Raw genomic sequence first — 26,067 nt, forward strand, 5'->3', positions numbered from 1 at the left:
GATAAAACCGGTATTGTATCAATTGTTTTCTTTCGCATAATAAACCACCTTGTATATAAATGATAAGGTCATTATGCATCAAACGTTGAGAAAATGATAGCATTAATTTATTCATAGTATTTTATGCAACGTTGTACTAGGTTTTGATAACAAAAAAATAAGATACATTGTAGATTAACAGGAGATAATTGACTAAGTTGAACATACGATTAGTAGAAACAAAAGATTACGCCCGGGTATTGGAAATTTTGAACGAGGCCATCGCTGCTCGAAAATTTACCGCCCAGCTTTCACCGGCAACCATGGAGATGCGAAAAGACTGGTTTATTCATCACTCAGCGCCAAGACACCCAATGTTTGTGGCCGAGTTGGATGGTTACGTGGTCGGCTGGGTGACGCTCACCGAGTTTCGCACCGGTCGGGAAGGATTCCGCTTTACTTCAGAGATCAGTTATTACCTGGACAGCCGTTTTCATCGTCAGGGCATCGGTTCGATGCTGATGCAGCGAGCCATTGAGGCCGCCAGGGAAATCGGTTTTAGAAATCTGGTAGCGGTTGTTTTTGAGACCAATATCAGTAGCCGCAAGCTGGTTAAAAAGCATGGCTTCAGGTTGTGGGGACATATGCCGGATGCGGTTGATATTGATGGGAAAACCATTGGTTGTGATTATTGGGGATTAAAAATAGAAAAAGTGTAAATCCCACTTGATTATTTCCGGCGTTGCTGATATAATTTTAATGTTGTGCAAAAGGCTATACGCCTTTTTTTATTTGGACGAAAGCAACAATAAACTTGCTGTCAGTGGCAAAGAAAATCATGGATAATTATTAATGTTTTCATTGACAAAAATAAGGTTCACATGGTATTCTATGTTAGTGACTATGAAAATAGGGAACGTGTGCCTGCGTGTTCCTGCGGGTGTTGATATAAGGATGTAGGAGGTGCTGGAATGAGAGTAAAAGTTACTTTAGCATGTACAGAATGCAAGCAAAGAAATTACGATACCATGAAAAACAAGAAGAATAACCCTGATCGTTTAGAAGTGGATAAATATTGCAAGTTTTGCAAGAAGCATACACCACATAAAGAAACGAAATAATGGATAAAGAGGAATATCATGGCAACTAATAAGAAAACTAAAAATGCCAGTAGTAAACAAGGAAAAGAAAACACCCAACAACAGGCGCAAAAAACCGATGATAAGGCAGCAAACCTGGTAAAAGAGGAAAAGAAGACGCCTCAATCAACGGCAAAAAATGAGAAAAAACCACAAAAGAAGTCAAGCGAAAAAAGTAAGGAACCAAACATTTTTCAAAAAATGATCGGCTTTTTAAAAGGCGTACATCATGAACTGCGAAAAGTTACTTGGTTGACTAAAGATGAATTGATTAAGAAATCCGGCGTTGTCGCAGGAATTGTTGGGATATTCACTTTGCTCGTTTGGGTTGTTGATTCAGGATTAGGTGCACTTGCCGCGTTATTTATGAACATTTAGGTAAGGGAGAACCATGGATACTAATCAACACGAACAGGCTCAATGGTTTGTTGCACATACCTATTCCGGTTACGAGAATAAGGTAAAAGCAAGCATTGAAGCCACAGTAGAAAACAGAAATATGGAGGACGTGATCCTTGAGGTTCAGGTTCCCGTACAAGAAGTAGTGGAAAGCAAAAACGGCAAAAAAGTCGTTAAAGAAAAGAAACTATTTCCAGGTTATGTCATGATCAAAATGTTCATGACGGATGATTCATGGTATGTTGTCCGAAATACCCGTGGTGTTACCGGGTTTGTTGGTCCTGCTTCAAAACCTGTTCCGTTGTCCAAGGCTGAACTTAAGAGCATGGGCATTCGTCAGCAGCGTGTCGAAATCAGTATGCACGTTGGTGAAGAAGTGAAGGTAATTGAAGGACCACTTGAAGGTTTCACAGGAATTATTGAAGAAGTACATGCCGAGAAATCAAAGGTTAAGGTCAATGTTTCCATGTTTGGACGAGATACCCTCGCTGAACTGGGATTTGAACAAATAGAAAAAATAAACACTTAAGGAAAAAACTATTCTTCATGCTACTCCATTAGGAGAAAAAAAACTATAATAAAATGAAGGAGGTGTTATCATGGCAAAAAAAGTAATTGGTATGATTAAATTACAAATTCCTGCCGGTAAAGCAACACCAGCACCACCAGTTGGACCTGCATTAGGTCAACATGGGGTTAATATTATGGGATTCTGTAAAGAATTCAACGCAAAAACTGCAAATGACGCAGGGATGATTATTCCTGTTGTAATCACTGTTTATCAGGATCGATCTTACTCATTTATTACCAAAACTCCACCAGCTGCTGTTCTGTTAAAGAAAATTGCTGGCATTGAGTCTGGATCTGGCGTACCTAACAAAACTAAGGTAGCTAAGGTTACAAATGAACAATTAAGAGAAATCGCAACATTAAAAATGCCTGACTTAAATGCAGCATCTGTAGAATCAGCGATGAGAATGATCGCTGGAACCGCCCGTAGCATGGGTATCACAATCGAAGAATAATTTTAGAAGGTAGAAACACCTTAAGTGGGAGGGAAACCGCTATTACCACAAGGAGGCAAAGATGAAAAAAGGAAAAAAATATCAGGATTTGGTAAAAAGCTTTGATAAGCAAGAGTTATTTGAACTGGATGCAGCCATTGCACAGGTTAAGAAACTTGCAACAGCAAAGTTTGATGAAACAATTGAATTGCATGTTAAACTGGGTGTTGACTCACGTCATGCAGATCAACAGGTTCGTGGCGCAATCGTTCTGCCACATGGTACCGGTAAAACAGTTAAAGTTCTGGTTATCGCCAAAGGTGATAAATTGAAAGAAGCTGAAGAAGCTGGTGCAGATTTCTTTGGTGAAGACGATATTATCGATAAAATTCAAAAAGAAAACTGGTTTGATTTTGATGTAATGATTGCTACTCCAGACATGATGGGTAAAGTTGGTCGTTTAGGTCGAGTATTAGGACCTAAAGGTTTAATGCCTAACCCCAAATCAGGAACTGTAACCATGGATGTTGCAAAAGCTGTTGCGGATACAAAAGCCGGTAAGGTTGAGTATCGTTTAGACAAAACCAATATTATTCATGTCATCATTGGTAAAGCATCTTTTACCGAAGAAGCTTTACATGAAAACATGATGGTATTATTGGACACTGTTAAAAAAGCTAAACCAGCTGCTTCCAAGGGTCAATACTTTAGAAGTGTTACTCTGGCAAGTACCATGAGTCCTGGAGTTAAAGTCAACACAGGAAAAATCTAGGAGTTTGTTGCTTCTTTGAAGATAAACTCTGAAACGACTTGACATAGAAAATGACAAATGATACAATAGCATCGTTGTTAAAGACGCATTCATCCAGAGACAGTAGGTATGTAAATCCTACCGAGGTTGAAGAGAAAAAAGCTTAATGAATAATAGAGCTCTCTTCACGCTGTGGAGTGAGCTTTTTTGATACGATTTTATAAAGGAGGTGCAGATAATACATGCCAAAGATTGAAGTAAAACAAGTGATTGTACAAGAAATTGCCGAAAAACTTCGAAACGCCCAGACAGCGGTTCTCGTTGACTATCGTGGTTTGAATGTGGAAGAAGTAACTGAGTTACGTGCTTCGGCTCGTGCAGCAGGTATCGACTACAAGGTATATAAAAACTCAATGATGCGGTTCGCTGCTAAAGAAACCGGTTTTGAAGGTTTACTTGACGTTTTGGTTGGACCAACAGCCATTGCTTTCTGTGATACAGATCCCGTTGCTCCAGCAAAACTACTTAGCGAGTTTGCAAAAAAACATAAAGCTTTAGAAATTAAAGCAGGTATGGTTGATGGTAAGGTTTTAGACGTTCAAGGCGTCGCCGATCTAGCCGAATTACCACCACGAGAAGTACTGGTTGCCCAGGTTCTTGGTGGCTTAAACGCACCAATTTCAGGTTTTGTTAACGTACTTAACGGAAACATGCGTGGATTGGTTGTCGCATTAAATGCGATTGCAGAACAAAAACAAGCATAATTCAAAGACAAATTAAATTATAGAAAGAATATTTGGAGGTTTTATAAAATGGCAAGTGAAAAAGTAACACAATTAATTGAAGACGTAAAAGGTTTAACAGTATTAGAATTATCTGAACTGGTAAAAGCATTAGAAGAAGAATTCGGCGTTAGTGCTGCAGCTCCAATGGCTATGATGGCTGCTCCAGCTGCTGGTGGTGCTGCTGAAGAAGCAGAAGAACAAACTGAATTTGATGTAATTTTAACTGCTGCTGGCGATCAAAAAATCAAAGTAATCAAAGTTGTTCGTGAATTAACTGGATTAGGCTTAAAAGAAGCAAAAGCATTAGTTGATGAAGCTCCAAAACCAGTTAAAGAAGCTGCTACTAAAGAAGAAGCTGCTGATATTAAAGCTAAAATTGAAGAAGTTGGCGGAAGCGTCGAAGTAAAATAATTACTCGATAACCACTAAAAATCACTTGCTTGCGCAGGTGATTTTTTTGTTTAACAGACGAAGTCTGAGAAAGAAAAACAATGGGAAAAAAACAGACAAATCAAGTCAAGGAAATTACGCCCATGGCGGTGGATTTCCCCCAATGGTATACCGATGTTATCTCCAAAACTGAATTAGTGGATTATTCGCCGGTCAAAGGTTTTATGGTGATCAGACCCTATGGCTATGCGATTTGGGAGCTGATCCAGGGCGCTTATGATAAACGGTTTAAAGAAACCGGTCATGAAAATATGTATTTTCCACTTCTGATTCCAGAAAGCCTCTTAACCAAAGAAGCCGAACATGTCGAAGGGTTTGCCCCTGAGGTAGCCTGGGTAACCCATGGTGGTGGTAAAGAATTGGCCGAAAGACTGGCAGTGCGCCCCACCTCCGAAACGATCATATGTAGTATGTACTCAAAGTGGCTGAATTCTTACCGTCAACTACCGTATTTGTATAATCAGTGGTGTTCAGTGGTGCGATGGGAAAAAACCACCAGGCCATTTTTAAGAACCTCTGAATTTTTATGGCAAGAAGGTCACACGCTCCATGAAACCCCCGAAGAAGCCCAGGAAGAAACCATGAAGATGCTGGGAATCTACCGCGAAATTGCTGAAAGTCACCTGGCCATGCCAATGGTGGTGGGCCGAAAAAGCGATAAAGAAAAATTCGCCGGAGCTGACGCAACCTATACTATGGAAGCACTGATGCACGATGGGCAGGCGCTCCAATCGGGAACCTCTCATAATCTGGGTCAACATTTTACTAAAGCCTTTGAAATTACCTATCTGGATCGAAATAATGAACAGTCCTTTCCATATCATACCTCATGGGGTGTATCAACCCGGTTGATTGGCGGCGTGATTATGGTTCACGGGGATGACAATGGTCTGGTTTTACCACCGAAAATTGCCCCGATTCAAGTGGTCGTCATTCCGGTTGCTCAACATAAAGAAGGCGTTCTGGACAAAGCCTGGGAAATCAGCAAAACGCTGGGAAAAGACTTTAGAGTCAAGGTCGATGATGTCGAAGGTTATTCGCCTGGCTGGAAGTTTAATCAGTGGGAAATGAAGGGTGTGCCGATCCGTCTTGAAATCGGGCCGCGGGATATTGAAAATGGCCAATGTGTACTGGCTCGTCGCGATACTGGCGAAAAAATCCCGGTCAGCCTTGACAATGTGTCTCAGGCGGTCGCTGATCTGCTGACTGAAATTCAGGCGAACCTCTTTGATAAAGCCTTGAAAATGCGGGAAGAAAAAACCTCAACAGCAGCAAATATCGATGAATTTAAAAAGAATATAACCGAGAATCCCGGCTTTGTTAAAGCTATGTGGTGTGGTGAGCGTAGCTGTGAAGATCAGATCAAGGAAGATACCGGGGCGTCAATCCGTTGTATTCCTTTTGATGATGAGCAGGAAGTATTGTACGAAGGCAAATGCGTCTGTTGCGGCAAGCCGGCGCAAAAAATGGCTTACTTCGCCCGCGCTTATTAGGAAGAGCGAGCGTGTGAAGATGAGCAGCATTACAATGACTAACCTCGGGTTTTTCTTGAATGAAGTCGAATTTTATGAACATATCCGGATAAAAAAAGGATCAAAGCGAGCATTACCGATTGAACGGATTCTTGAGACCGCAAGAAATATTCCCAAACCGAAGGTTTTATATCGGGTTTCCGAAGCGAAAATCATTGATGCTACCCACTTCACGCTCGACGGCGTTGAATTTGTCAGTGAAATTGGGGTCGAAAAAATTTCTAAAGCGACTTGCATTTTTCCCAATATCGTCACTGCCGGCCCGGAAATTGAGAATTATTGCTTATCCCGGGAAAATGTCTTGGAACAGTACATTATTATGGAGCTATGTAATTTCGCCTGTGAATTTGCCAGAGAAACGTTGATTCGTGATGTCAAAAATCGCTATGGGGTGGAGATAAAAGATTCGATCTACCCCGGCGAAGACGGATTTCGTCTGGATTCCGGTAAAAATATCTTTGATCTGTTTGAAAATGTCGAAGCCGAAATTGGCGTCACCGTAACCGAGGTGGGTATTACTTCCCCGAGCCGGACAGCTTATGCAATTTATTTTGGATAGCATCGATAACGGATGAATTATTAATACTAAAAAGAAAGAGAGGTCATTGAAACATAAATTTCAATGACCTCTTTTTTTACGCGTTTTTTAAGTTGTCTAAAATTTCAAACATCCGTTTATTGAGTAGCGGATGGACAAAGTAAGGGGCAATTTCCGCCATTGATTCCATTACAAAAGCCCGCTCCTGGATTCGCGGATGGGGCAGAATGACATGGGGATCATCGGTCACCAGGTTGTCGTAGAATAAGATGTCCAGATCGATGGTTCGGGGACCCCAGTGAATGGTCCGTTCCCGCTTGAGTCCCTGTTCGATCTCTAGCAACAGGCTCATCAGGATGCGAGGGGGCAGGGTGGTTCTGATTCTCAGCACACAATTGAGAAACGCATCCTGATCGGTGTAACCCCAGGGTTCGGTCTCAATGATGGTGGACTGTGTCAGGACATCAATGCCAGGGCTGTTTTTAATGGCCGCAATCGCCTCGGTTAAATTCTGATTGCGGTCACCCATATTGGTGCCCAGCCCGATAAAGGCCTGATGCCAACCGCGATTGATTTCGATGGCGACGGTATCCATCGATTTTAAAATAGGTGCCCAGGGTTTCTTGATCATGATGCTGACATGTTTAACCATCGGGTAATGTTTTAAAACATAGGTAGCCAGCATTTCCCCGGCGGTTTCGATGAGGTCATAGCTTTCTTTTTTGAATTCCACTTCCAGGGCATGACAGAGTTCGCCGTAGTGAACCGATTTTGTCAAGTCGCCGGTGAGGGCGGCTTCCTGCATATCCAGGGTCAGGGTCACCGAAATCAGAAATTTCTGACCCAGGGTTTTTTCTTCGGGGAAAACCCCGTGGTAGGCAAATACCTCAAAATCTTTTATATAGAGTTTGTCCATGGTGCTCCTTTCAGAATGCTGACTGTCATTTGAGCCGCCCGTTTATTTTCCCGCACATCATGAACCCGAATAATTGCGGCGCCCTTCATAATGCCGATAACGGTGGTGGCAACGGTGCCTTCCACCCTTTCGGTAACTGGCAGATCCAGGGTCAGGCCGATAAAGCCTTTCCGGGAGGTGCCCAACAGCAGCGGATAGCCGAGACTTTGGAGGGCTTCGAGGTGATGCATTGTTTCCATATTCTGGGCATAATCCTTAGCAAAGCCGATGCCGGGATCGAGGATGATGGCATCCCGGGAGATGCCTGCCTGCAGTGCGATGTCAATGGATTCCTGCAGATCGCTGATAATATCGGTGATCAGATGATCGTAATTCTGATTATTGCGATTATGCATCAGCACACAGGGAACCTGGTACTTGGCCGTAACATCAGCCAGGGTGGGGTCATATTTGAATCCCCAGATATCATTGACCATGTCGGCACCGGCCTGTAAGGCCGCTGCACCGACAGCACCCTTGTAGGTGTCAATAGAGATGGGAATATCAAAACGCTTCTGGATCGCTGTGATCATCGGAACGATCCGCTCGATTTCTTCGGCATCGCTGATTTGGGTATGGCCGGGTCGGGTGGATTCGCCACCGAGGTCGATGAGATCGGCACCATCAGCGATCATTTTTTCGACCTGTTTAAGGCTGGCGTCGAGATTATTGAACTTGCCACCGTCGGAAAATGAATCCGGGGTAACGTTTAAGATCCCCATGATGAGGATCTGATTGTTTAAGTCAAAATTTTTATTGCCAATTTTCATGGGGAACTCCTTTAATAAACAATGGTCAGGTTTTTCTTTTGGCTTGACCAATCACATTCTTTTTCGACCGGGCAGCAAAAACATGCCCGGGACAATTTGTCGCTTTCATATACTATTCGACTGAAGCCCTGGGCTTCCGGGTTACGATGATTGCGGATGGCATCCAGGATCAGTTTATTTTCATCGTCGCTGTAATCAAGGGTTTTCAGTAAAGGAATTGCCAACTGATGGGAGGCAATTTCATGGGGTGTTTTGTCCTGATATTGGACAAAACGACCAATGTCGTGGAGCAATGCGGTGGTATAAATTAGATCCCGGGAGAAGTTTAAACCGGCTTCTGTGGCCTTTATACAAGCAATGCGGGCTACTGCTAAAAAATGGGCGAGGTCGTGACGACAAAACTGCCGTTTGATCTCACAGGTTTTGATATTTTCGAGATAGGTTTGATAGTTCCTATTTTGATAAAGTAAGTTGGTGTTTTTTAACTGATCCATTAACCACGTCCTATTTGATGCTTAAAAGCTTATGGACTTCATCTTTAAGCTCCTTGTTATGTTCAAATATACCGGCTTGCATTGCGGTGACCGTTCGGGTACCGGGACGTTTAACACCACGCATATTCATACACAGGTGTTCGGCTTCGACAATAACCATGACCCCTCGGGCATGCAGATACTCCATAATGGCTTCGCCAATATCAGTGGTTAAGACTTCCTGAAGCTGTGGTTTTTTTGAGTATAAATCAACCGTTCGCACAAGTTTTGAAAGCCCGGCAACGCGACCGTTGGGAATATAGGCGATGTGGACCTTGCCGTAGAATGGCAGCAGGTGGTGTTCGCACATCGAATAAAAGGGGATATCCCGTTCGATGACAATGTCGTCAGATTTTACCGCAAAGGTTTTGGCCAGGTGAACTTCGGCAGTATGACCCAGTCCTGAAAAAATTTCGGCATACATTCGGGCAACCCGAGCCGGGGTTTCAACCAGACCTTCACGGGTAGGGTCTTCGCCGATGGCTTCTAAAATCATTGTGACAGCTTCTTGGATTTTCTTTTGATCAATCATTTTTCTCCTATCGCCGAATCAACTTGATATTGATCCGGAATGGTTTTTATTAAAACCAAATAAAAAAAGCATTACTTAAATAAAACAAAATGTTTTAAGCAATGCTTCCGCAACCCTTAATTGGATGTTAAGGGGTCCAGCGGAAGCAACAAGATATCGCAATGAGTTCATTTCGTTTAAAGGCAACTTCCCATCCTCTAACACTTTACGCATCTTGTCTACTCTGTTATATTTAATTGGGTGTATTTTAACATGGGACAGAGTCAGTTACAAGGGTAATATAACGTATTCTTAAAATGGCTAAGACTCTTTTGTTAAGGAAATAACGACTAAAAACAGCCAGAAAAAATTAGATAAATAAATGGAAAAAGTAAAGAGAAAAAATTCAACCATTTTTTTAACAAAGTCAGGCAAACCATGTAATCGATGGGCATTTTTTTTACTTATTCCGAGTTGAACGATTAAATTTAATCGCGAAAATTGATAAAAGAAAGTGTTCATCTTTAAGAATTTCATCGTTTAATTAAGAAGACTATGTTAAAATAACTCTGCCAAATAAGAAAAAAATGAACAGAAATACGAAAAGAAATGAGTAAGACGATGACAGATCCAGATCATGAAATAGGAGAACTGCTCAAGCCTGATCAAATCACCGTGAAAACGCTTTATATGCGGGGGATTCCCAAATGGGAGTTTGAACGTTATCTGACTAAAAAAGCTACTGTCATCCGTGGCGATAGCTATGCTGGTGCGGGCTGGCAGGTGACCCTTTCGGAAGAACGTCAGGAGAGTATTGGGGTTTGGTCGCTGGTTGCGGTGGATGTCACCCTGGCGGTAGTAAAAGATCAGTTTGACGATTTTCTGCTGACCTTTCGCAAGAACTTTCTCAGGGGCGGGGGTTGATGATGGAAGAAAAAAATCACAAGAAAAATTTCTATTCCCTGGATAATGCCGGGGTGCTATATACGGCCATTGCCTCATCGCGGATGACAACGGTGTACCGGATGACGGTGGAATTATCAGAGGCAGTTGAACCAAGGACGCTGCAAAAAGCGCTGGAACAGATTATCCATCGTTTTCCGTATTTTCAGGTGACCCTGAAACGGGGCTTTTTCTGGTATTACTATGAACATACCGAAGCGATCCCCAGGGTTGAGGAAGAAACCTATTATCCATGCAAGACGATGCGGCAGCGGCAGGGAAAGACCTTTCCCTTTCGGGTGCTCTATTATAAAAAGTATATCCATGTGGAATTCAACCACAGCATCTGTGACGGCAGCGGTGGATTGGCCTTTCTGCAAACCCTGATCATTGAGTATTTTAAGCTGTTAAAAGGGATTGTGCCAAAAGATCTGGGCAAAGCCATGGACATTGATGCGGATGTTGATCCGGGCGAGTTTGAAGATTCGTTTAAAGTCTATTATGAAGAAAATGTTCCGCCACCGCCAGGCAGTAAAAAAGTCTTTCATTTTCCCTTTCAACTGCTGGATAAAGGCGAGTATCTGCTGCTGACTGGCTTTGTCCCGGTGGCGCCCTTGCTGGTTCTGGCTAAAAGCCATGGCTGTACCCTGACTCAGTTTATTCTGGCCCTTTATTTCGAGAGCATCCAGGAATATATCATGGAGCTGGCCATTAGTGAGAAGAAAAAGCATCGGCAACGAATTGCCATCAATGTGCCGGTAGATTTAAGAAGGATGTTTCCCTCAATTACGCTGAGAAATTTCTTCATCAGTCTGAATCCAGAGATTGATCTGGCGTTAGGTTATTATACCAGAGCCGAAATAATTGAGCAGATCAAAGGGTACATGGGTTTGTATATGAATCGGAAGCACATTAACCGCTATATTTCCCGAAATGTGCGCAATGAACAGCTGATCTTTTTGAGGATTATTCCCCTGTGGATGAAAAAGCTGTTTATGCCAGTGGTCTATAAACGCTACGGCGAGCGGGGATATACCAGCGGATTATCCAATCTGGGGGTGGTCACGGTGCCAGAAGAGCTGCGCCCTTATGTAAAGAGTTTTGAGGTGTTCCCTTCACCCAGCGCCGAAAGTCGGCTAAAAATGGTAACCGTCAGTTATGACAATTGCCTGGCGCTGTGCTTTGGAAAAACCACCGGCGAAACGGTGATTGAGAAGATTTTTTTCAGAAAAATCAGGCAGCTGGGTATTCCGGTAAAAATAGAAACGAATAAGAGGTGAGACTATGGCTTATTGTCCAAAATGCGGCGTTGAAGTTGAAGATGATGTGAAAAACTGTCCGTTATGCGACTTTCCCATCCCCGATGTCAATGAAGGGAATTTTTCCCAAGATAGCAAATATCCCCAGGCCATTAATACCTATGACGAAGATCATCTGGGAAAAAAGAATAAGGCGTTCTTTTCGCTGACCATTATTGCCATCAGTATTATGGTCATCATTGGGGTGATTTATCTGGTCTATCCCTGGAACCATGTGCTGCTTAAATACATTGCCCTGGCCGATCTCAGTATTTTTGCGATTGTCTTTTTTGCCATGGGTTACCTACACCCGAATTACAATTTTTTGGGCGCTTATATTACGGTAGTGATCACCTGTTTATCGGTTTACCTGATTAGCGGAAGTCAAACGAATTGGTTCCTGAGCTATGCATTTCCGATTGCCACCCTGGTTTATCTGGATGTCAGCCTGTTCCGGTTTATTTTGAAACATACCCGGCATAAAAGTCAGTTTATTTTTATTCCCTCCAATCTGATTCTTTTTGTGATTGTGTTGGCAATCGGCATCGACGGAATTATCAGTTTAAATGTTCAGGGCAACATTCATTTAACCTGGTCATTGATTGTGGCCGTCTCGGGATTTTGCATCATTGTTTTACTCCAGACCATTTATCATCGCATTCCGGAAAAAACCAGAAGAATGCTGAAAAAGAAAATGCATGTCTGAATTTAACGAAATTGTCGTGTTGATCTGATTAAGGTTGACATTAATAACAGAGAATAACAAATAAAATAGAAAATAACTGGATAATACAGCCGTGCTGTTTTATCCAGTTATTTTTTTTGTGCGCATAGATTAATAGATGAAGAGTAAAAATTAGCGAAACAAAATGAATGTAATTCGTTATTTAACAAATGATTGAATCATATCTGTATAAATATTAAGTTTTATTAATAAACGGATATTTTGTTGCTGAGTCGCTTCTTTTAAGACCGTTCTTGAGTCTTATTAAAGACACGTGAATGATGATTATAAGAGTAACATTAATATATTAAAGACACACTTAAGAAAAATTGGTATAAACCCTAGCGAAAAACGATGAAAAATTCCCTTTATCGGATAAAAAATTGTCGTTGTAAATGGTTGGTTTCATGTTAAATTGAGGAACCATCTTAAAACGATTTGGTAAATATCAGGTACAAGGGAGGTCATGGAAGTGGCAGTACGAATTACGATAAAAGAAGCCGCAAAAAAGATTGTTAATAAATCTTCGGTTATGATTGGAGGATTTTTAGGGGCTGCTGTTCCGCTAAAAATGATCGATGAAATAGCGGCGGCAGGCATCAAAGATCTGACCGTCATCAGTATTGGCGCCGGCTACCGGGGCGGCGGTGTTGATATCGGAAAATTGGTTTTAAACAAGCAAATTATCAAATATGTGACATCTCATGTGGGCACCGATCCCAATTTGATCAAACAGATTGTCAATGGAGAAGTGGAGCTGGAGTTAAGTCCGATGGGTACCTTTGTTGAGCGGGTTCGGGCTGGCGGTGCCGGGCTGGGAGCAGTTGTGACACCAGTAGGGATGGGAACTGAAGTTGAAGCGATGGCCGAAAAAATCATCGTCGACGGAAAGCCCTATCTATTATTTAAACCGATCCGAGCCGATGTGGCGGTTATCAAAGCCTATCGCAGCGATCCTTTAGGAAATTTGCAGTATCAGGGCATGAGCAATACCAATCCGATTATGGCAACCGCTGCCGATATCGTCATCGCCGAAGTCGATGAAATCGTCGGAGTTGGCGAGATTGCCTGTGAGCAGGTTGGAACGCCGGGGATTTTTGTCGATTATATTGTCCAGGGACACAGCTTTGAGGAACGAAAGAATATTTATGAAGAATTGTGGATTGCCACAAATAAATTATAGGAGGACCGAAAATGCCGAGAAATTATATTGCCAGAAGAATTGCCAAAGAATTTAAAGACGGGATGTACGTTAATTTGGGAATCGGAATCCCTACCGAATCAGCTAATTATATCCCGGAAGGAACCCAGGTATTTCTCCAGACCGAAAATGGTGGCTTAATGTTTGGTCCCAAACCAAAGCGGGGTGAAAGCAATCCCGATATTGCCAATGCCGGGGCCGAGCCGATTACGATGATGGCCGGTGGCGCTGTTTTTGATGTGGCAACATCATTTGCGATGATCCGCGGCGGTCACGTTAATATGACCGTAGTCGGGGCGCTGGAGGTTGATGAAGGTGGCAGTATCGCCAGCTGGAAAATTCCCGGCAAACTGTTAACCGGAATGGGTGGTGCCATGGACTTGCTTTATGGCTGTAAACGGGTGATTGTAGCGATGACCCATACTGATAAACATGGCAACCCGAAAATCAGAAAAAGATGTACCCTGCCGTTAACCGCCGCTGGGGTGGTGGATATGATTATCACCGATAAGGCGGTGTTCCGGGTAGCCAAAGATGGATTGCATCTGGAAGAACTGGCGCCAGGGGTAACGGCAGCTGAGGTTGAGCGGCTCACTGAAGGGACGATTATCAACATCATCGAATGGGAACATATCGAAATTACTTAGAAAGATAGAAGAGGAAAGTAAAATGAATAACAATAAAAAATGGTTTATCTTGGCAGTCAGCATTGTGATTAACTTGTGCATCGGTTTTGCCTACGCCTGGAGTGTTTTCTCAAAGCCGTTGATGGCCGATTTTGGTTGGACAGCGTCCCAGGCATCAATGGCGTTTACCATTAACTTATTTGTATTGCCAATTGCCATGATTTTGGCCGGACCGCTGGTAAAACGTTTCGGTGTCCGGGTGGTTGTTTTGTTAGGCGGGGTGATGTTCGGTTTGGGTCTTTTCTTAAGCGGTATGATCACCACCGTTTATCAAATCTATATTACCTATGGGTTGATTGCCGGATCGGGAATTGGACTGATCTACTCGATTACCGTTTCCAACACGGTTAAATGGTTTCCCGAGCATAAGGGTTTGGCTGGTGGCTTGACGGCTGGCGGTTTTGGGGCCGGGTCGCTGATCTTTGCCCCGGTGGCGGTTCAATTCATTGCTGCCCAAGGCGTATTGGGGGCATTTCAAACCTTGGGTTTAATCTTTGCCGGGGTAATCCTGGTATTGGGGATCTTTATTGCCGCCCCACCGGTTCCAGAAACGACTAACCAGGTCACTGCTGCGGCAACAAACCAAAATAGCGGTGATGTCGCCACCCGGGATATGTTAAAAACTCCTGATTTTTATGTGATCTGGGGATTAATGGTGTTAGGCTGTATTTCCGGGTTAATGATTATCAGCCAGGCTTCACCGATTGGTCAGGTGATGGTTGGTTTATCACCAGAGCAGGCAGCTTTTGCGGTTGGTTTTATCGGCCTGGCCAATGCCACTGGTCGGGTTGTCTGGGGAACTGTCTCCGATAAAATCGGACGTTATAATACCTTGATGGTTATGTTTGCGTTAAGTGGTACTGGCTTAGTATCTTTGTATTTCACCAAAGATTTACCGCTTTTCATGGTGGGGATCTGTTTAATCGCCGCCAGCTATGGTGGGGTGTTCGGTTTATTTCCATCGATCACCGCCGATAATTTTGGGATCAAACATTTGAGCATGAATTATGGGGTGGTGATGACCGGGCTGTCCATCGGCGCCTTCATCGGACCACAAATTGCCGCCTACGCAGTAGAACAAAGCGGCGGCAGCTATAACCTGGCTTTTATCATCACGTTAGGAATCAACATTGCGGCGATTATTTTGGTATTGTTTGCCAAACGAATGAATGCCAAACAGAAGATGACGCTGGCAACAGAGAACTAAAACATTGCGAATCAAAATGTAAAAAAATAAGATCTGCCTTGATCAGGCAGATCTTATTTTTTTGGTTCAGGTTAAGCGGTATTTGCGGTTGAGCATATCTTCCCGTTCTTTCCAGTCTGACATCAGTGTGCCTAGAGCACCATAGAAGGAAAGATTATGATTGGGAAAGCGAAAGTGCAGCATCTCGTGCAAAGCAATGTATTCAATGCATTCCTTAGGGGTTTTAATCAGTTCCAGATTAAGGATAACCCGTTGACTTTTAGGCGAACAGGCGCCCCAACGGTTGTCCAGACGGTAGATTTTCAAGTCGGGAAAACGAACCTGGTAGGGAGCGGCTTTGACAATAGCAGAAGCCATGGCTTCCACAAAAACATCCCGAGCCTGTTCCCGGTACCACATATCTAAAACAAATTCTTTATGCGCAAGGGATTGCACGTCATTGACATTGAGCACCATATTATAATTGTTGATGATGACACCGGTGGTGGGTGATTCTTCAATCATCAGGCGATAGTAATCACCAAGAAATTTATGCTTTTCACCAGTTTTATACTGATAATTCTTTAATAATTCAGGGACGGTATCAAGATTGCCAAACATAGGGGTTACCTCCATCTTCTTGTAAAACGACTCCATTTTAAGCTATTATATCCAAGAACGGAGAAAACCTGAATAGAAATAGTTGTCACCATAGGGAAAGAATTGGTGATAACGTCGTAAAATTTCAATATGATGTATAACAATCCGGGGAAAAATGTTATAATGAATTTTAAATTCCAAGTAAAAAATGTTAAGCAATTTTAGTACGTTTTTTAAATGAAAGGAGAATCTTATGGAAACAAAATTAAGTGTAACATTGATTCAACACACACCAGATCCCGAAAAATTAGTTGCCGCAGCGGCCAAGCTCTGTTATTCCAAAGCCGGCGCCGGTGAGATCATGGAAGATCTGACGGATGACAATGTGGAACGCTTTTTAACCCGTTTGATGGACATGGGGCATGCGTCACCGATCGAACACGCCAGCTTTACTTTTGCTATTGAAGGGGTGAGCCGGGCTTTAACCCATCAGCTGGTGCGCCACCGGATGGCAAGCTTCAGCCAGAAATCCCAACGCTATGTCAGCGAAGGACAGTTCAATTATGTGATTCCGCCAGAAATCAAAGCCCTGCCGGATGGTGAAAAGATCTTTGTTGAAGGAATGGAAAATGCCCAAAAGACCTATGATGCCTTGGCTGAAAAGCTTATAGAAAAGTATACCAGTGATTTGATGGCAACTGGTTTAACCGAAAAACAGGCCGCCATGGCTGCCGAAAAGCAGGGAATCGAAGATGCCCGGTTTGTCTTGCCCAATGCCTGTGAGACGAAAATAGTGACCACCATGAATACCCGGGAATTGCTGCATTTCTTCAATCAGCGTTGTTGCAACCGAGCCCAATGGGAAATCCGCGAACTGGCCACGCAAATGCTCAGAGAATGCAAAAAAGTGGCACCGTTACTCTTTAAAAACGGCGGACCCCGTTGTGTTGAAGGGCCTTGTCCAGAGGGAAGTATGACCTGTGGAAAAATTACTGAGGTCAGAGAAAAATTCAAACAAATTTAAGTAATTAATGGATAAGATGTTCTATAAAAACAAACTAAAAATTGAAAAGGTTGTGAAAAGGTATGTTGGAAATTAAAAATCCTGAAAAACAGAGTATCATTCTATCTTTAATCGTTGCTGTTTTGGGGGTCGTTATTATTTTTGTTCCGTTTGTGATCAAAGCGGTGGGAATCTACCAGTTTTATTTTACCTATGCTGGTGTGGTTGTGATTGTTTTTTCGCTCGGTTATACCATCTATTTCTATCAAAGGTATCGTCATTTTGAGGCTTTTATGGAGAAAAAAGATGAAGCTCTGATCTGGGAATATGATGAAGCCCAATACGAGGGGTTTATCGGTGAATTAAATGAAATCCAGAAGAACTCCGAAAAGAAAAAAATCTGGATCCTGTTGGCCATCGAGCTGGTTATCTCGGTATTACTCTTTGTTATGTTATCCGCAGAAATGAAATGGCTGGGATTTGTCTTTTTTGCGTTCTTTGCCACCCTCTCAGTCCTGTTCACGATAATATTACCCCAGAGTTTTAAATACAAGGCACTGGTAAAACCCTATGTCACCGTTATTCATGAAGACAGCGCCTATATTATGGGGCGGTTTCATCGATGGTCAAAAGCCCAGGCAAAACTCAAAAACTATGATAACGGTGAGAAAATGTATAAGGTTCTGGCCATTAACTATGAGGCATTAACGCGAAATGGAAAGTTGTTTCAGGAATGGACAGCCGTGATTCCCAATCCTGATGACAGCCGAATGATTGCTGAAGCGAAAACATGGGTTGGTCGGATCAATAAATTCACCCGACTCCATGAGAAAAAAATGAGTGAAAGAAAATCATGGTCAGAGCAAACATTTGAAAAATTGATTGGCAAAAATAAAAATAAAAAGCTGGAAAAAGCAACCGAATCGAAAACGCAGAAATAAAAAAAGCCCGCCTGGGCTTGAGGGTGTCGATAAGCTACCGTACCGACCAATTGTTAATCTGTTGTTCGCTGCGGAATCGGACAGGCTTTGCCGTGTCCGCTCCGATGCGTACAACATGATGTAACAATTGTCGGTACTGGGTTATCTTTTTTTGACAAACTGAAGCCCTGATGGGCTTTTTTTGTTTGTTGCAGTTATTCCGGATAAATCATATTTTCCGGTTGGATGTTTGTAAGAATTTCAGTCAGGTATTTATTTGCTTCATAACGAGCCATCGGGAGGTTCATATCCAGGTAGTTACCGCAGTCCCGGGGAGAGGCACCAGGGATTTCGTCGTCATAATCGGCCATAAAGGTAAATAGTTTGATGACCAAGGGCATGATGTCTGCAGGGGTTCGTTCGCCTTTCATCAGCAGATAGAAGCCGGTTCGACAGCCCATCGGCCCAAAATAGACAATCTCATCACTGAGAACCGGGTCGTTTCGCAGAAAGGTTGCGCCCAGGTGTTCCATGGCATGGAGTTCGCCGTTGTTGATCACCGGTTCGCGGTTGGGTTCTTTCATCCGAATATCAAAGGTGGTGATACAGTAGCCACCGCAATAATCTTTGCGGGAGATATAGACACCCCTCAGTAAATCCAGATGGTTGATGGTGAAGCTGGCAATTTTTTTCATTTTCGTTTTTCCTTTCCGGTAAGATAATGGTTGATCGCCTCCAGATAATGGAGGAGGATATTATGACAGGGGTAAATACGCAGATTCTGATCGAAGTCGGCGTAGGGAATCGACTTGCGGCCATCATGCTGGGCATTATCCCAATAGTTTTTCAAAATGTCAAAAGGCAGCAGGAAGGTTTCGTCACAGAATTTAAAATGGACGATCAGGAAGGACAAGCCCTCCTGTTTTTCGAAAGCTTCCATAAATTCCATCTGATGTTGGTGGATATTGGCAATCGGCAATCGCTTCAGGCTGGTTTCCTTGGCGTCAAAGCAGACCGGAATGCCCTGGATATTGCCCAGATAATCGACGGTGCTTTTTTCTTCAAAATAAGCCAGCTTGATGGTTCCCTTAGCCGGATCCAACTCCACTGGTTTGATGGAAGTGGGTATTTTCTGAACGACTGCCAAGCCCTGCTCCAGATAAATTTTATTGGTGATATTTAATTTTTCTTCAAGCTGACTGCCCCGCAGCCCGCAGCTGTTCCAGTACCCCATGCTTATTTCTCCGATAGAAATGGGTCTTTGAAGCCAAAGCGCTTTAAGGCTTTTTCAAAAACGGGAGGGACGGGGGCGGTGAAGGTTTTTTTCATATCCGTCAGGGTATACTGGGCACTATGAAGTAGTTGGCTTTTCAGGCCGGATTCCTCGTATAAACGGCTGTTGACCTGACGACTGCCATATTTGGGATCGCCCAGAATGGGAAAACCAACGGCGGCCAGCTGCACCCGAATCTGGTGAGAGCGGCCGGTTTTTAAGATCACTTTTAAGAGTGCATAGTCGCCATGACTTTCCAGGGTTTCGTAGTTCAGCACCGCTTTTTTATCGGTTGGGGCGGTTTGTTGCACCGAGAAGGTGACGGTGTTTTTATCGCCGTCTTTTTTTAAATAACCGACGACCTCATCGGCGGCTTTGGGTTTGCCGGAGACGATCGCAAAGTAGATCTTTTCGGTTTGATCTTCCCGGATGGCTTCATTAACATCCTGGAGGGTTTTATAATTCTTGGGTACCAGAATAATCCCGGTGGTGTTTTTATCCAATCGGTTAGCACAGGCCGGGGTAAAGGTAAGATTGGTTTTAGGGTCATAGTCACCCTTCTTAATCAGATAGTCAACAGCGTAATCAATCAACGAGAGTTCTTCCGTTTTATCTGGCTGGGTGAGTACTTCGGCTGGTTTATTAAGAACCAGCAGGTCATTATTTTCATAAATAATATCGAGAACGGTACTATTTTTATCCAGCTTTTTTTTGGTTGAAGCGGTTCGAAAACTGGCAATAGTGTCTTCAGAGAAATAAATCTGAACCACATCGCCAGCGGTGATTGCAGTCGATGGTTCTGATTTTTGACCATTGAGTTTGATTCTCTTTTTTCGCAGCATCTTTTGGAGAAAGCCTGTCGATGCCTGAGGCATGAGTTTTTTCAGAAAGCGATCCAGTCGCTGGTTACTTTCATTTTCGGTGATAACAATTATTTTCATTTATAATCCTTAAGTAGTATTTTGTAGTTATTATACCATGGAAGCCGGCTAAATAAATTAAGTTTCGGTGTTGCGCAAAGAATAATTTTACCCATTCGCCAAGGCTTAGTTTGGAGTTTTCGCTGATCTTAGGGAGCAGCCACGGGGCGCAGTTATTAAAATAAAAAGAGCATGTTCACAAACAACCAAAGTTGTTTTGCGACATGCCCTAAAAACGGAGAAACGAGTTAAGGATAATTAAAAATTATCGTTTGTGGCTGCAGTCCAAGACATTTTTTATTTTATGGGCAACCATCGCTTTAATGGCAGAACGACCAGGTCCCAAATATTGACGGGGATCGAACCAGCCGGGATTTTCAACAAATACCTGGCGGATAGAGGCGGTCATAGCGAGGCGCAGATCAGTGTCGATATTGATTTTACAAACGCCAGATTTAGCAGCTTTTCTTAACATTTCTTCAGGAACGCCCTGAGCACCAGGGATTTGTCCGCCATATTGATTGCAAAGATCCACGAATTCTTTGGGAACTGAGGATGCCCCATGAAGAACCAGTGGGAAACCGGGCAGAAGATCGGTAATTTTATAAAGTCGCTCAAAATCCAAACGGGGTTCGCCGGAAAATTTGAAAGCACCATGGCTGGTACCAATTGTAATGGCTAAAGAATCGCAGCCGGTTTTTTCAACAAATTCAACCGCTTCATCGGGATCAGTATAGGTTGCGTTAAGTGTATCAACATTGACATCGTCTTCAATACCGGCCAGTTTACCCAGCTCGGCTTCAACCACAACACCGTGATCATGAGCATAGTCAACCACTTGTTTGGTTAAGGCAATATTTTCAGCAAGAGGATGTTTTGAACCATCAATCATAACCGAGGTAAAGCCACTATCGACGCAGGCTTTGCAAATTTCGAAATCGTCGCCGTGGTCTAAATGGAGACAAATATCTAAGCCTGTTACCTCAATAGCCGCTTCTACTAATTTTCTTAAATAGACGGGGTGGGCATATTTTCGGGCACCTGCCGATACTTGTAAAATAAGGGGAGCTTGTTCTTCAGCAGCAGCTTCAACGATGCCTTGTATAATTTCCATGTTGTTGACATTGAATGCTCCAACAGCATAGCCACCTTCATAAGCTTTTTTGAACATTTCAGTTGATGTTACTAATCCCATTTTTTAAAACCTCCTAAGTGTTAATCAAAATTTTGCTTGTTTTCTATATTACATTTATAATTGGCGACGATATTAGTATACTATCTTTTAAGGCAATACTCAAGTAAACAGAGCAAATTTGACTGGTTTTAACACTTTTTTCCGGATAGAAATTAAGACAAGATCGTATATGGCATTTTATCAAAAACAATCATGAAAATGATTGCATGGTAGACTGGATTAGGGCGTAAAAGAAAGAGGCAAACTAAAAATAGTTGCCTCTTGTGAGAATAGATCCGGGACTAACGCTGTTTGATGAAACTGGGAAGAATTTTTAATAAACCAACCAGCATAATCGTGTACAACGGAATCAGGAAGATATTGGTAATGATTCGGGCAGGGAGTAACACCGCAACAGCCTGGCCATAAAGAATACTCAAAAACCATGTATTCAACAAAATTGATGTGACCAATTGTGAAACACTCACGATAAACAGCATATGATCGCTACGATATTCACTATCAAGATTGGATTTCTTTACAACAATAATGGGGAACACCGCAAACGCGATCATTAAAGCAATAAAGAGAATAAAGAAAACCATACTCAAAGGTTCTCCCGCATAATAAATGGTACCATTGTCAAAACCGAAGGTGCCGGAAACAGCCAGAATAATCGCGGCCAAAACAATAAATACCAGGTTGAACCATTCCAGATGTTTAATTTCTTTTTTTCTCAACATCATAAAAAGCAAGCCTGGAATTAAACCGGTCAGTCCATTGGCAAGGGTAAAACCGATAAAGAAAGGGCCGCCTGGTTTAATAATAAAGCACAGAATATCAGAAATAAAACCAACGGCAAAACCTGCCAGCGGTCCAAACAAGATACCGCTCAACATGATTGGCAAAGCAGTAATGTTTAACCGTAGCGAAGGAAAGCCACCAAGAGGAATATACACCTCAAACAGAATCTTCAGCACGATGCTGATGGCAATGAGCAGTCCACAATTGACCACAATCCGGGTCCGGGTGGAACTACTAATAAAAGCATTACTTTTCATAAAACCTCCTTGATTTTAAAGTAATGCTTCCGCAACCTACAATCTGCATTGTAACAGCGGAAGCGACAAGATACCGCAATGGTCACATTTCGTTTAAAGGCAACTTCCCATCCTTTAACACTTTACGCATCTTGTCTACTCTGGTATTTAATTGACATCATTTTAACATACTGTTAAAGGTTTACACAAGGATAAATAATTATCGTTATTTTTTAATCAAAGTGGGTTTTTAGTTAATTTGGGGTATATAATAGTATCAGTCAAACAAAAACTGTAAGATAAAAAGTATATGGAGGGTAAAAAATGAAAAAGCTATGGAAATGCGGAGTATGTGGTTATAAGATGGAAGGCGTCGAAGCCCCTGAGAATTGTCCCAAGTGTGGAGCACCGCGGGATCAATTTGCCGCACTGAGTGAAGAAGATGCCAAAAAGGTTTATGATTCCTATGTTACCAATGATATTCATATGGAAATTATTGGTTATCTTGAAAAAATCATTCATCTGTCGAGAGAAGGCGCTGAAATTAATCTCGATCCCGCTTGTTTGCATATTTTCCAGAAAGCCGAAGCAGATTGTTATGTTATCAAAGAAATGTGCAAAGCTGAAATAGCTGGACATATCTCAAAAGGTAAATGGTAAAAAAATATTGATGTGGAGTAGGAGTTTGTGTTATGATAGTCCAGTAAGTTTTACTGCTGGCGTGGCACAGATGGTAGCGCAACTGATTCGTAATCAGTAGGTCGGGGGTTCGATTCCCCCCGCTAGCTCCAGTAAAGAATAATATTTCATCGAAAGGATGGCTTTAAATAGCCATTCTTTTTATTTTGTTCCGTACACAATTTAGACGACCGACTGTTTAAAATGACATATCTCTTGCTATTTCTGGCTACTTCTTGCTATTATTGTCCTACTTTTTGTCCTACTTCAGTGTCCTACCTTTTTTACGTTGGTTTTAGTAGTTGTTTTAAGGCAATTTAGTGAAGTCAATGCGGCTTCTTATGTCTTCTACAGTGTCGTGAACATAGATTTTTGTTGTGATTTGCACATCAGCATGCCCTAGAATTTTTGAAACAGTATAGACGTCGGTGCCTGATCGGTAGAGTAAGGTTCCATAAGTATGTCTTAACTCGTGAATACGGAGCTTTGGTAGTGGATCATAATTTTCAACATTAGCTTTTTCTTTTTCTGCTATATAAAACTCCGATAAATCGAGAATGAAAGGGTTATAGCGTCTTTTGGTCCAATTATCCAGATCAGCGATTTGATTCAGTTTACTGCCCAATGTGATGATATATTCGCTATGCTGAGTTTGATTTTTTAAGTGGTTAACAAATTCGTCATCCAATGGAATTTGTCGCATGGATGAAAAAGTCTTTGTCTTATCGATCACATAACTTCCGAATTCTTTTACAGCTGCATTTTTTATGTACATAATTTTCTTTCCAAAATCGATGCTGTCCCATTTAAGGGCAAACAGCTCACTTCTTCTTAAACCTGTTTTGAGCATAATAAAAACGCCCAGACCATAAGGGTGCTCTTTGGCAAAATCGATTACGAACCGATATTGTTGATCTGTGTAGGTACGTAATTCTTTTGGATTGCTTACCTGACCTTTTTTTACCTTTGTCATTGGGTTTTTATCAATCAGGTCGTTTTCGAAAGCAGTCGAAAAAACAGCGTTGGCAATGAGATAAAGTTTATCCATCTTTGACTTACTGATCCCGGATTGAGCGCTGAAGAATTTCTGAAGATTGATCTGGGTGATTGATTCCAACAATTTATCTCCGAATGCAGCTTCCAACACCTTCATATTTGTTAAATAAGTCTGCTTATAGGTATTGTCGTTCACTTCATCGCGCTTTGTTTCGAGCCAAACTTTCGAAAATTCAGAAAAAGTGTAATGAAGGGCGGTTTTGTTTTCTTTTTCAGCTTCCTTCAAGAACTCTAAATATTTTCTTTCGCCTTCACGTTTTGTTTTTGCGTAAAAGGACTTTCTGATCGGTTTTCCTTCAACAGTATGTCCGATTGTTTTTCTTACTTGTATAAGTTTTGTTGGCAAGTTTGTTACTCCTTTCAAATAAACATCCATCCCTGGTCACAAACTTTGAGAAGCCACGGACTGCCATCCGGAGCGTTAATTTTTCGTTCACACATAAATTTTAAGTTGAGATTGAATATATCGAAGGCTTTTTAAATTTTGTTCATATCTATCATTAAATTATAAGTGTGTTTTGTAGAGCAAATTACCGGCAAGTTAAAAAATAGCGTTATATTGCGTTTGATCAATCAAATGATTACTTGATGAAAGTTACTGGCAAGTTAAGAATCTAAGGTATAAGAGTATTTGATTGTTTTGGGTCGTGAATCTGAGAAAGAGATTTTTCATTGGAAGCTGTTGCTACTTTGTTGGGGCCTGGAACTGTGTTATGCGCAGTTGGCGATTAAATGAATAGATTGATCGTTATGCATAGAAAACATCTATTGTTTTAGAAACTAAGGATTTAGATGTAAACTTTCATCAATTATTTTTAAAATGAGCCTGTTCGAAATATCTTCAATAATCCCGATGGAAACTGAAGAGAATGGGGCCACAACAAACTTAGTTTTTTCCCAAACATTATCATCCCGAATGTTATCCAGTAACTCATGCCCACACCAGGTTAATGATTGAATGTGAAATGTTGGTATTGTTTCAGCTGAATAGGAAATTTGGGATGTTTTGATATAGTTTGCTTCTGTGAGTTTTGCAACTGTGTATATGATATCTGTGGTTTCATAAGGAGCAATTTCAATATTATTGGCGCACAGATGAGATGTGAATGGAAGCTTGTCTTCAAGATATAAAAGTAGATCACGTACGCATTCAGGATTCAATCTCATAAATATACCTCCTTTTTTTTGCTTAGTGAGAAGTTGTTAATTTTTTTATCTGAGATCACATACTATTCTAACCAACGATTTTCTTTGAGCGAGTAGATGGGGCATGGCCGGACTTAAAATCACCGATCACTTGTTCAACAATTTCATCAAACCGGCCAATGAGTTTTATTTGATCACGTTCGTTCGTTACCTTATTGAAAATCTCGAGTAATTCTTGCTCGTTCTGAGTTAAATTAATTGTGGTATTGACTATTTTCGTATACTCATTAGGAAAGTCAGATAAACACAAAATATAATCTGTGGTTACATTAAACAACTCAGAAATTTTTTTAATTGTTTCTGCAGTTATAGGAATTCTTTCAGATTCATACTTTGAAATGGCTGAATCCTTTACATTAAGCGCTTTTCCAAGCTGTGATTGTGTCCATCCTTTTTCAATTCGTAATTCTTTTATTCTGTTCACTTTCCCCCTCCGAACTTAGAATTCTACGTGTATTTTAACACTATAAATATGTAAATTGCCAAACATTGCCTAATTGGAAAATATATCATAATATCTATTGACAATTTCCTGGTGAGACAATATAATACAAGTGAATACTTTCCTAATAGGAAATGAGGTATGGAATGAATATCTATTTAAAAAAAATACGATCCGAAAACAATCTGACACATAAGGAAATGGCTAATCTAATTGGGCTTAAGACAGCTTCGGCCTACTATAAGAAAGAAATGGGATCGACCCCGTTTTCGTTAAATGAAGCAAAAATAATCTCCGAATTTTTTGATAAAACTATTGAAGATATTTTTTTTGACAACGAACTTTCCTAACAGGAATATTAAGGAGGGAACT

At 41.7% G+C, this 26,067-nt stretch carries 33 protein-coding genes, 1 tRNA gene, 2 riboswitches and 1 other annotated feature; of the genes, 21 read left to right on the forward strand and 13 right to left on the reverse strand.

Going from position 1 to position 26,067, the window contains the following annotated elements; genetic code table 11:
- The first annotated feature begins 197 nt into the window (after positions 1-197).
- The 10 genes from Q7J41_RS12940 to Q7J41_RS12985 all read left to right on the forward strand — a co-directional run bounded on the left by Q7J41_RS12940 (position 198) and on the right by Q7J41_RS12985 (position 6,598).
- Positions 198-698, forward strand: a complete 501-nt coding sequence (locus Q7J41_RS12940) for a GNAT family N-acetyltransferase (RefSeq protein WP_304888751.1) — start codon at positions 198-200, stop codon at positions 696-698.
- A gap of 252 nt (positions 699-950) precedes the next feature.
- Entirely contained in the window at positions 951-1,100 is a 150-nt protein-coding gene (gene rpmG / locus Q7J41_RS12945; RefSeq protein WP_014355470.1) for a 50S ribosomal protein L33, read from the forward strand.
- A gap of 18 nt (positions 1,101-1,118) precedes the next feature.
- Positions 1,119-1,496: a preprotein translocase subunit SecE gene (gene secE / locus Q7J41_RS12950; RefSeq protein WP_304888757.1), complete on the forward strand. Its 378-nt coding sequence runs from the start codon at positions 1,119-1,121 to the stop codon at positions 1,494-1,496.
- A gap of 13 nt (positions 1,497-1,509) precedes the next feature.
- Positions 1,510-2,046 (forward strand): transcription termination/antitermination protein NusG, encoded by a 537-nt coding sequence (gene nusG, locus Q7J41_RS12955; protein WP_026394520.1) that lies wholly within the window; start codon positions 1,510-1,512, stop codon positions 2,044-2,046.
- Between the two features lie 70 nt (positions 2,047-2,116).
- Entirely contained in the window at positions 2,117-2,542 is a 426-nt protein-coding gene (gene rplK / locus Q7J41_RS12960) for a 50S ribosomal protein L11 (RefSeq protein ID WP_111889290.1), read from the forward strand.
- Positions 2,543-2,603: 61 nt separating this feature from the next.
- Complete coding sequence (gene rplA, locus Q7J41_RS12965; RefSeq protein WP_304888763.1) at positions 2,604-3,293, forward strand: 50S ribosomal protein L1; 690 nt, start codon at positions 2,604-2,606, stop codon at positions 3,291-3,293.
- 75 nt (positions 3,294-3,368) lie between these two features.
- Positions 3,369-3,490, forward strand: a sequence feature (ribosomal protein L10 leader region).
- A 24-nt stretch (positions 3,491-3,514) separates the two neighbouring features.
- Positions 3,515-4,036 carry a 50S ribosomal protein L10 gene (gene rplJ / locus Q7J41_RS12970; protein ID WP_304888765.1) on the forward strand — a complete coding sequence of 174 codons (522 nt, stop codon included), beginning with the start codon at positions 3,515-3,517 and terminating at the stop codon, positions 4,034-4,036.
- Positions 4,037-4,084: 48 nt separating this feature from the next.
- The gene (gene rplL, locus Q7J41_RS12975; protein ID WP_304888767.1) at positions 4,085-4,468 is read left to right on the forward strand and encodes a 50S ribosomal protein L7/L12; all 384 of its coding nucleotides are present in this window, start codon (positions 4,085-4,087) and stop codon (positions 4,466-4,468) included.
- A gap of 80 nt (positions 4,469-4,548) precedes the next feature.
- The gene (gene proS, locus Q7J41_RS12980) at positions 4,549-6,000 is read left to right on the forward strand and encodes a proline--tRNA ligase (RefSeq protein WP_304888769.1); all 1,452 of its coding nucleotides are present in this window, start codon (positions 4,549-4,551) and stop codon (positions 5,998-6,000) included.
- Between the two features lie 19 nt (positions 6,001-6,019).
- Entirely contained in the window at positions 6,020-6,598 is a 579-nt protein-coding gene (locus Q7J41_RS12985; protein ID WP_304888771.1) for a hypothetical protein, read from the forward strand.
- 76 nt (positions 6,599-6,674) lie between these two features.
- Here the strand turns inward: Q7J41_RS12985 and folK are convergent, their stop codons facing one another.
- Genes folK through folE form a run of 4 tightly spaced genes read right to left on the reverse strand, consistent with a single transcriptional unit; the run spans position 6,675 to position 9,367 of the window.
- Complete coding sequence (gene folK, locus Q7J41_RS12990) at positions 6,675-7,493, reverse strand: 2-amino-4-hydroxy-6-hydroxymethyldihydropteridine diphosphokinase (RefSeq protein WP_304888772.1); 819 nt, start codon at positions 7,491-7,493, stop codon at positions 6,675-6,677.
- On the reverse strand, positions 7,475-8,302 hold the full coding sequence (gene folP / locus Q7J41_RS12995; RefSeq protein WP_304888773.1) for a dihydropteroate synthase: 828 nt from the start codon (positions 8,300-8,302) through the stop codon (positions 7,475-7,477). Before folP ends, folK begins: the two co-directional genes overlap by 19 nt.
- Before the next feature lie 11 nt (positions 8,303-8,313).
- On the reverse strand, positions 8,314-8,796 hold the full coding sequence (locus Q7J41_RS13000) for an HD domain-containing protein (protein WP_304888775.1): 483 nt from the start codon (positions 8,794-8,796) through the stop codon (positions 8,314-8,316).
- 10 nt (positions 8,797-8,806) lie between these two features.
- Complete coding sequence (folE, locus tag Q7J41_RS13005) at positions 8,807-9,367, reverse strand: GTP cyclohydrolase I FolE (protein ID WP_304888777.1); 561 nt, start codon at positions 9,365-9,367, stop codon at positions 8,807-8,809.
- Between the two features lie 135 nt (positions 9,368-9,502).
- Positions 9,503-9,595: riboswitch (THF riboswitch) on the reverse strand.
- A 372-nt stretch (positions 9,596-9,967) separates the two neighbouring features.
- On the opposite strand from folE, the gene Q7J41_RS13010 reads away from it, so the two are divergent.
- The 6 genes from Q7J41_RS13010 to Q7J41_RS13035 all read left to right on the forward strand — a co-directional run bounded on the left by Q7J41_RS13010 (position 9,968) and on the right by Q7J41_RS13035 (position 15,404).
- Positions 9,968-10,270 (forward strand): hypothetical protein, encoded by a 303-nt coding sequence (locus Q7J41_RS13010; protein WP_304888779.1) that lies wholly within the window; start codon positions 9,968-9,970, stop codon positions 10,268-10,270.
- Positions 10,270-11,568 carry a hypothetical protein gene (locus Q7J41_RS13015; protein WP_304888781.1) on the forward strand — a complete coding sequence of 433 codons (1,299 nt, stop codon included), beginning with the start codon at positions 10,270-10,272 and terminating at the stop codon, positions 11,566-11,568. Before Q7J41_RS13010 ends, Q7J41_RS13015 begins: the two co-directional genes overlap by 1 nt.
- A 4-nt stretch (positions 11,569-11,572) precedes the next feature.
- Positions 11,573-12,292: a zinc ribbon domain-containing protein gene (locus tag Q7J41_RS13020; protein WP_304888783.1), complete on the forward strand. Its 720-nt coding sequence runs from the start codon at positions 11,573-11,575 to the stop codon at positions 12,290-12,292.
- A 484-nt stretch (positions 12,293-12,776) separates the two neighbouring features.
- A complete protein-coding gene (locus Q7J41_RS13025) occupies positions 12,777-13,493 on the forward strand; it encodes a CoA transferase subunit A (RefSeq protein ID WP_304888785.1) in 717 nt (238 codons plus the stop codon).
- Between the two features lie 11 nt (positions 13,494-13,504).
- Positions 13,505-14,158, forward strand: a complete 654-nt coding sequence (locus Q7J41_RS13030) for a 3-oxoacid CoA-transferase subunit B (protein WP_304888787.1) — start codon at positions 13,505-13,507, stop codon at positions 14,156-14,158.
- Between the two features lie 22 nt (positions 14,159-14,180).
- Positions 14,181-15,404 (forward strand): OFA family MFS transporter, encoded by a 1,224-nt coding sequence (locus Q7J41_RS13035; RefSeq protein ID WP_304888789.1) that lies wholly within the window; start codon positions 14,181-14,183, stop codon positions 15,402-15,404.
- 66 nt (positions 15,405-15,470) lie between these two features.
- On the opposite strand, the gene Q7J41_RS13040 is transcribed toward Q7J41_RS13035, so the two are convergent.
- Positions 15,471-16,004 (reverse strand): M48 family metallopeptidase, encoded by a 534-nt coding sequence (locus Q7J41_RS13040; protein ID WP_304888792.1) that lies wholly within the window; start codon positions 16,002-16,004, stop codon positions 15,471-15,473.
- Between the two features lie 232 nt (positions 16,005-16,236).
- On the opposite strand from Q7J41_RS13040, the gene thyX reads away from it, so the two are divergent.
- Both thyX and Q7J41_RS13050 read left to right on the forward strand, forming a co-directional pair.
- Positions 16,237-17,007 carry an FAD-dependent thymidylate synthase gene (thyX, locus tag Q7J41_RS13045; protein WP_304888794.1) on the forward strand — a complete coding sequence of 257 codons (771 nt, stop codon included), beginning with the start codon at positions 16,237-16,239 and terminating at the stop codon, positions 17,005-17,007.
- Positions 17,008-17,069: 62 nt separating this feature from the next.
- Positions 17,070-17,927, forward strand: a complete 858-nt coding sequence (locus Q7J41_RS13050; RefSeq protein ID WP_304888795.1) for a hypothetical protein — start codon at positions 17,070-17,072, stop codon at positions 17,925-17,927.
- 194 nt (positions 17,928-18,121) lie between these two features.
- Here the strand turns inward: Q7J41_RS13050 and Q7J41_RS13055 are convergent, their stop codons facing one another.
- The 5 genes from Q7J41_RS13055 to Q7J41_RS13075 all read right to left on the reverse strand — a co-directional run bounded on the left by Q7J41_RS13055 (position 18,122) and on the right by Q7J41_RS13075 (position 22,334).
- Positions 18,122-18,601, reverse strand: coding sequence for an S-ribosylhomocysteine lyase (locus tag Q7J41_RS13055; protein ID WP_304888798.1), 480 nt, complete (start codon positions 18,599-18,601; stop codon positions 18,122-18,124).
- Positions 18,598-19,140 (reverse strand): Holliday junction resolvase RecU, encoded by a 543-nt coding sequence (locus tag Q7J41_RS13060; protein ID WP_304888801.1) that lies wholly within the window; start codon positions 19,138-19,140, stop codon positions 18,598-18,600. Before Q7J41_RS13060 ends, Q7J41_RS13055 begins: the two co-directional genes overlap by 4 nt.
- 2 nt (positions 19,141-19,142) lie before the next feature.
- Positions 19,143-20,120: an RluA family pseudouridine synthase gene (locus Q7J41_RS13065; protein ID WP_304888803.1), complete on the reverse strand. Its 978-nt coding sequence runs from the start codon at positions 20,118-20,120 to the stop codon at positions 19,143-19,145.
- 244 nt (positions 20,121-20,364) lie between these two features.
- The gene (fba, locus tag Q7J41_RS13070; protein ID WP_304888805.1) at positions 20,365-21,294 is read right to left on the reverse strand and encodes a class II fructose-1,6-bisphosphate aldolase; all 930 of its coding nucleotides are present in this window, start codon (positions 21,292-21,294) and stop codon (positions 20,365-20,367) included.
- Between the two features lie 281 nt (positions 21,295-21,575).
- Positions 21,576-22,334, reverse strand: coding sequence for a folate family ECF transporter S component (locus Q7J41_RS13075; protein ID WP_304888807.1), 759 nt, complete (start codon positions 22,332-22,334; stop codon positions 21,576-21,578).
- A 52-nt stretch (positions 22,335-22,386) separates the two neighbouring features.
- A riboswitch (THF riboswitch) is annotated at positions 22,387-22,479 on the reverse strand.
- 158 nt (positions 22,480-22,637) lie between these two features.
- On the opposite strand from Q7J41_RS13075, the gene Q7J41_RS13080 reads away from it, so the two are divergent.
- Together Q7J41_RS13080 and Q7J41_RS13085 are read left to right on the forward strand one after the other, a co-directional pair.
- Positions 22,638-22,973: a rubredoxin-like domain-containing protein gene (locus tag Q7J41_RS13080; RefSeq protein ID WP_304888809.1), complete on the forward strand. Its 336-nt coding sequence runs from the start codon at positions 22,638-22,640 to the stop codon at positions 22,971-22,973.
- Positions 22,974-23,028: 55 nt separating this feature from the next.
- A tRNA-Thr gene (locus Q7J41_RS13085) sits at positions 23,029-23,104 on the forward strand.
- A 194-nt stretch (positions 23,105-23,298) separates the two neighbouring features.
- On the opposite strand, the gene Q7J41_RS13090 is transcribed toward Q7J41_RS13085, so the two are convergent.
- From Q7J41_RS13090 to Q7J41_RS13100, 3 genes are all read right to left on the reverse strand, one after another.
- Entirely contained in the window at positions 23,299-24,393 is a 1,095-nt protein-coding gene (locus Q7J41_RS13090; protein WP_026394495.1) for a site-specific integrase, read from the reverse strand.
- Positions 24,394-24,827: 434 nt separating this feature from the next.
- Positions 24,828-25,214, reverse strand: coding sequence for a DUF2513 domain-containing protein (locus Q7J41_RS13095; RefSeq protein WP_304888812.1), 387 nt, complete (start codon positions 25,212-25,214; stop codon positions 24,828-24,830).
- 67 nt (positions 25,215-25,281) lie between these two features.
- Positions 25,282-25,677, reverse strand: a complete 396-nt coding sequence (locus Q7J41_RS13100; protein ID WP_051355745.1) for a helix-turn-helix domain-containing protein — start codon at positions 25,675-25,677, stop codon at positions 25,282-25,284.
- Positions 25,678-25,841: 164 nt separating this feature from the next.
- Here Q7J41_RS13100 and Q7J41_RS13105 point away from each other — a divergent pair, with 164 nt between their 5' ends.
- Positions 25,842-26,045 carry a helix-turn-helix transcriptional regulator gene (locus Q7J41_RS13105; protein ID WP_026394493.1) on the forward strand — a complete coding sequence of 68 codons (204 nt, stop codon included), beginning with the start codon at positions 25,842-25,844 and terminating at the stop codon, positions 26,043-26,045.
- Positions 26,046-26,067 lie beyond the last annotated feature (22 nt).

The organism is Acetobacterium sp. (assembly GCF_030652775.1).
Lineage (GTDB): Bacteria > Bacillota > Clostridia > Eubacteriales > Eubacteriaceae > Acetobacterium.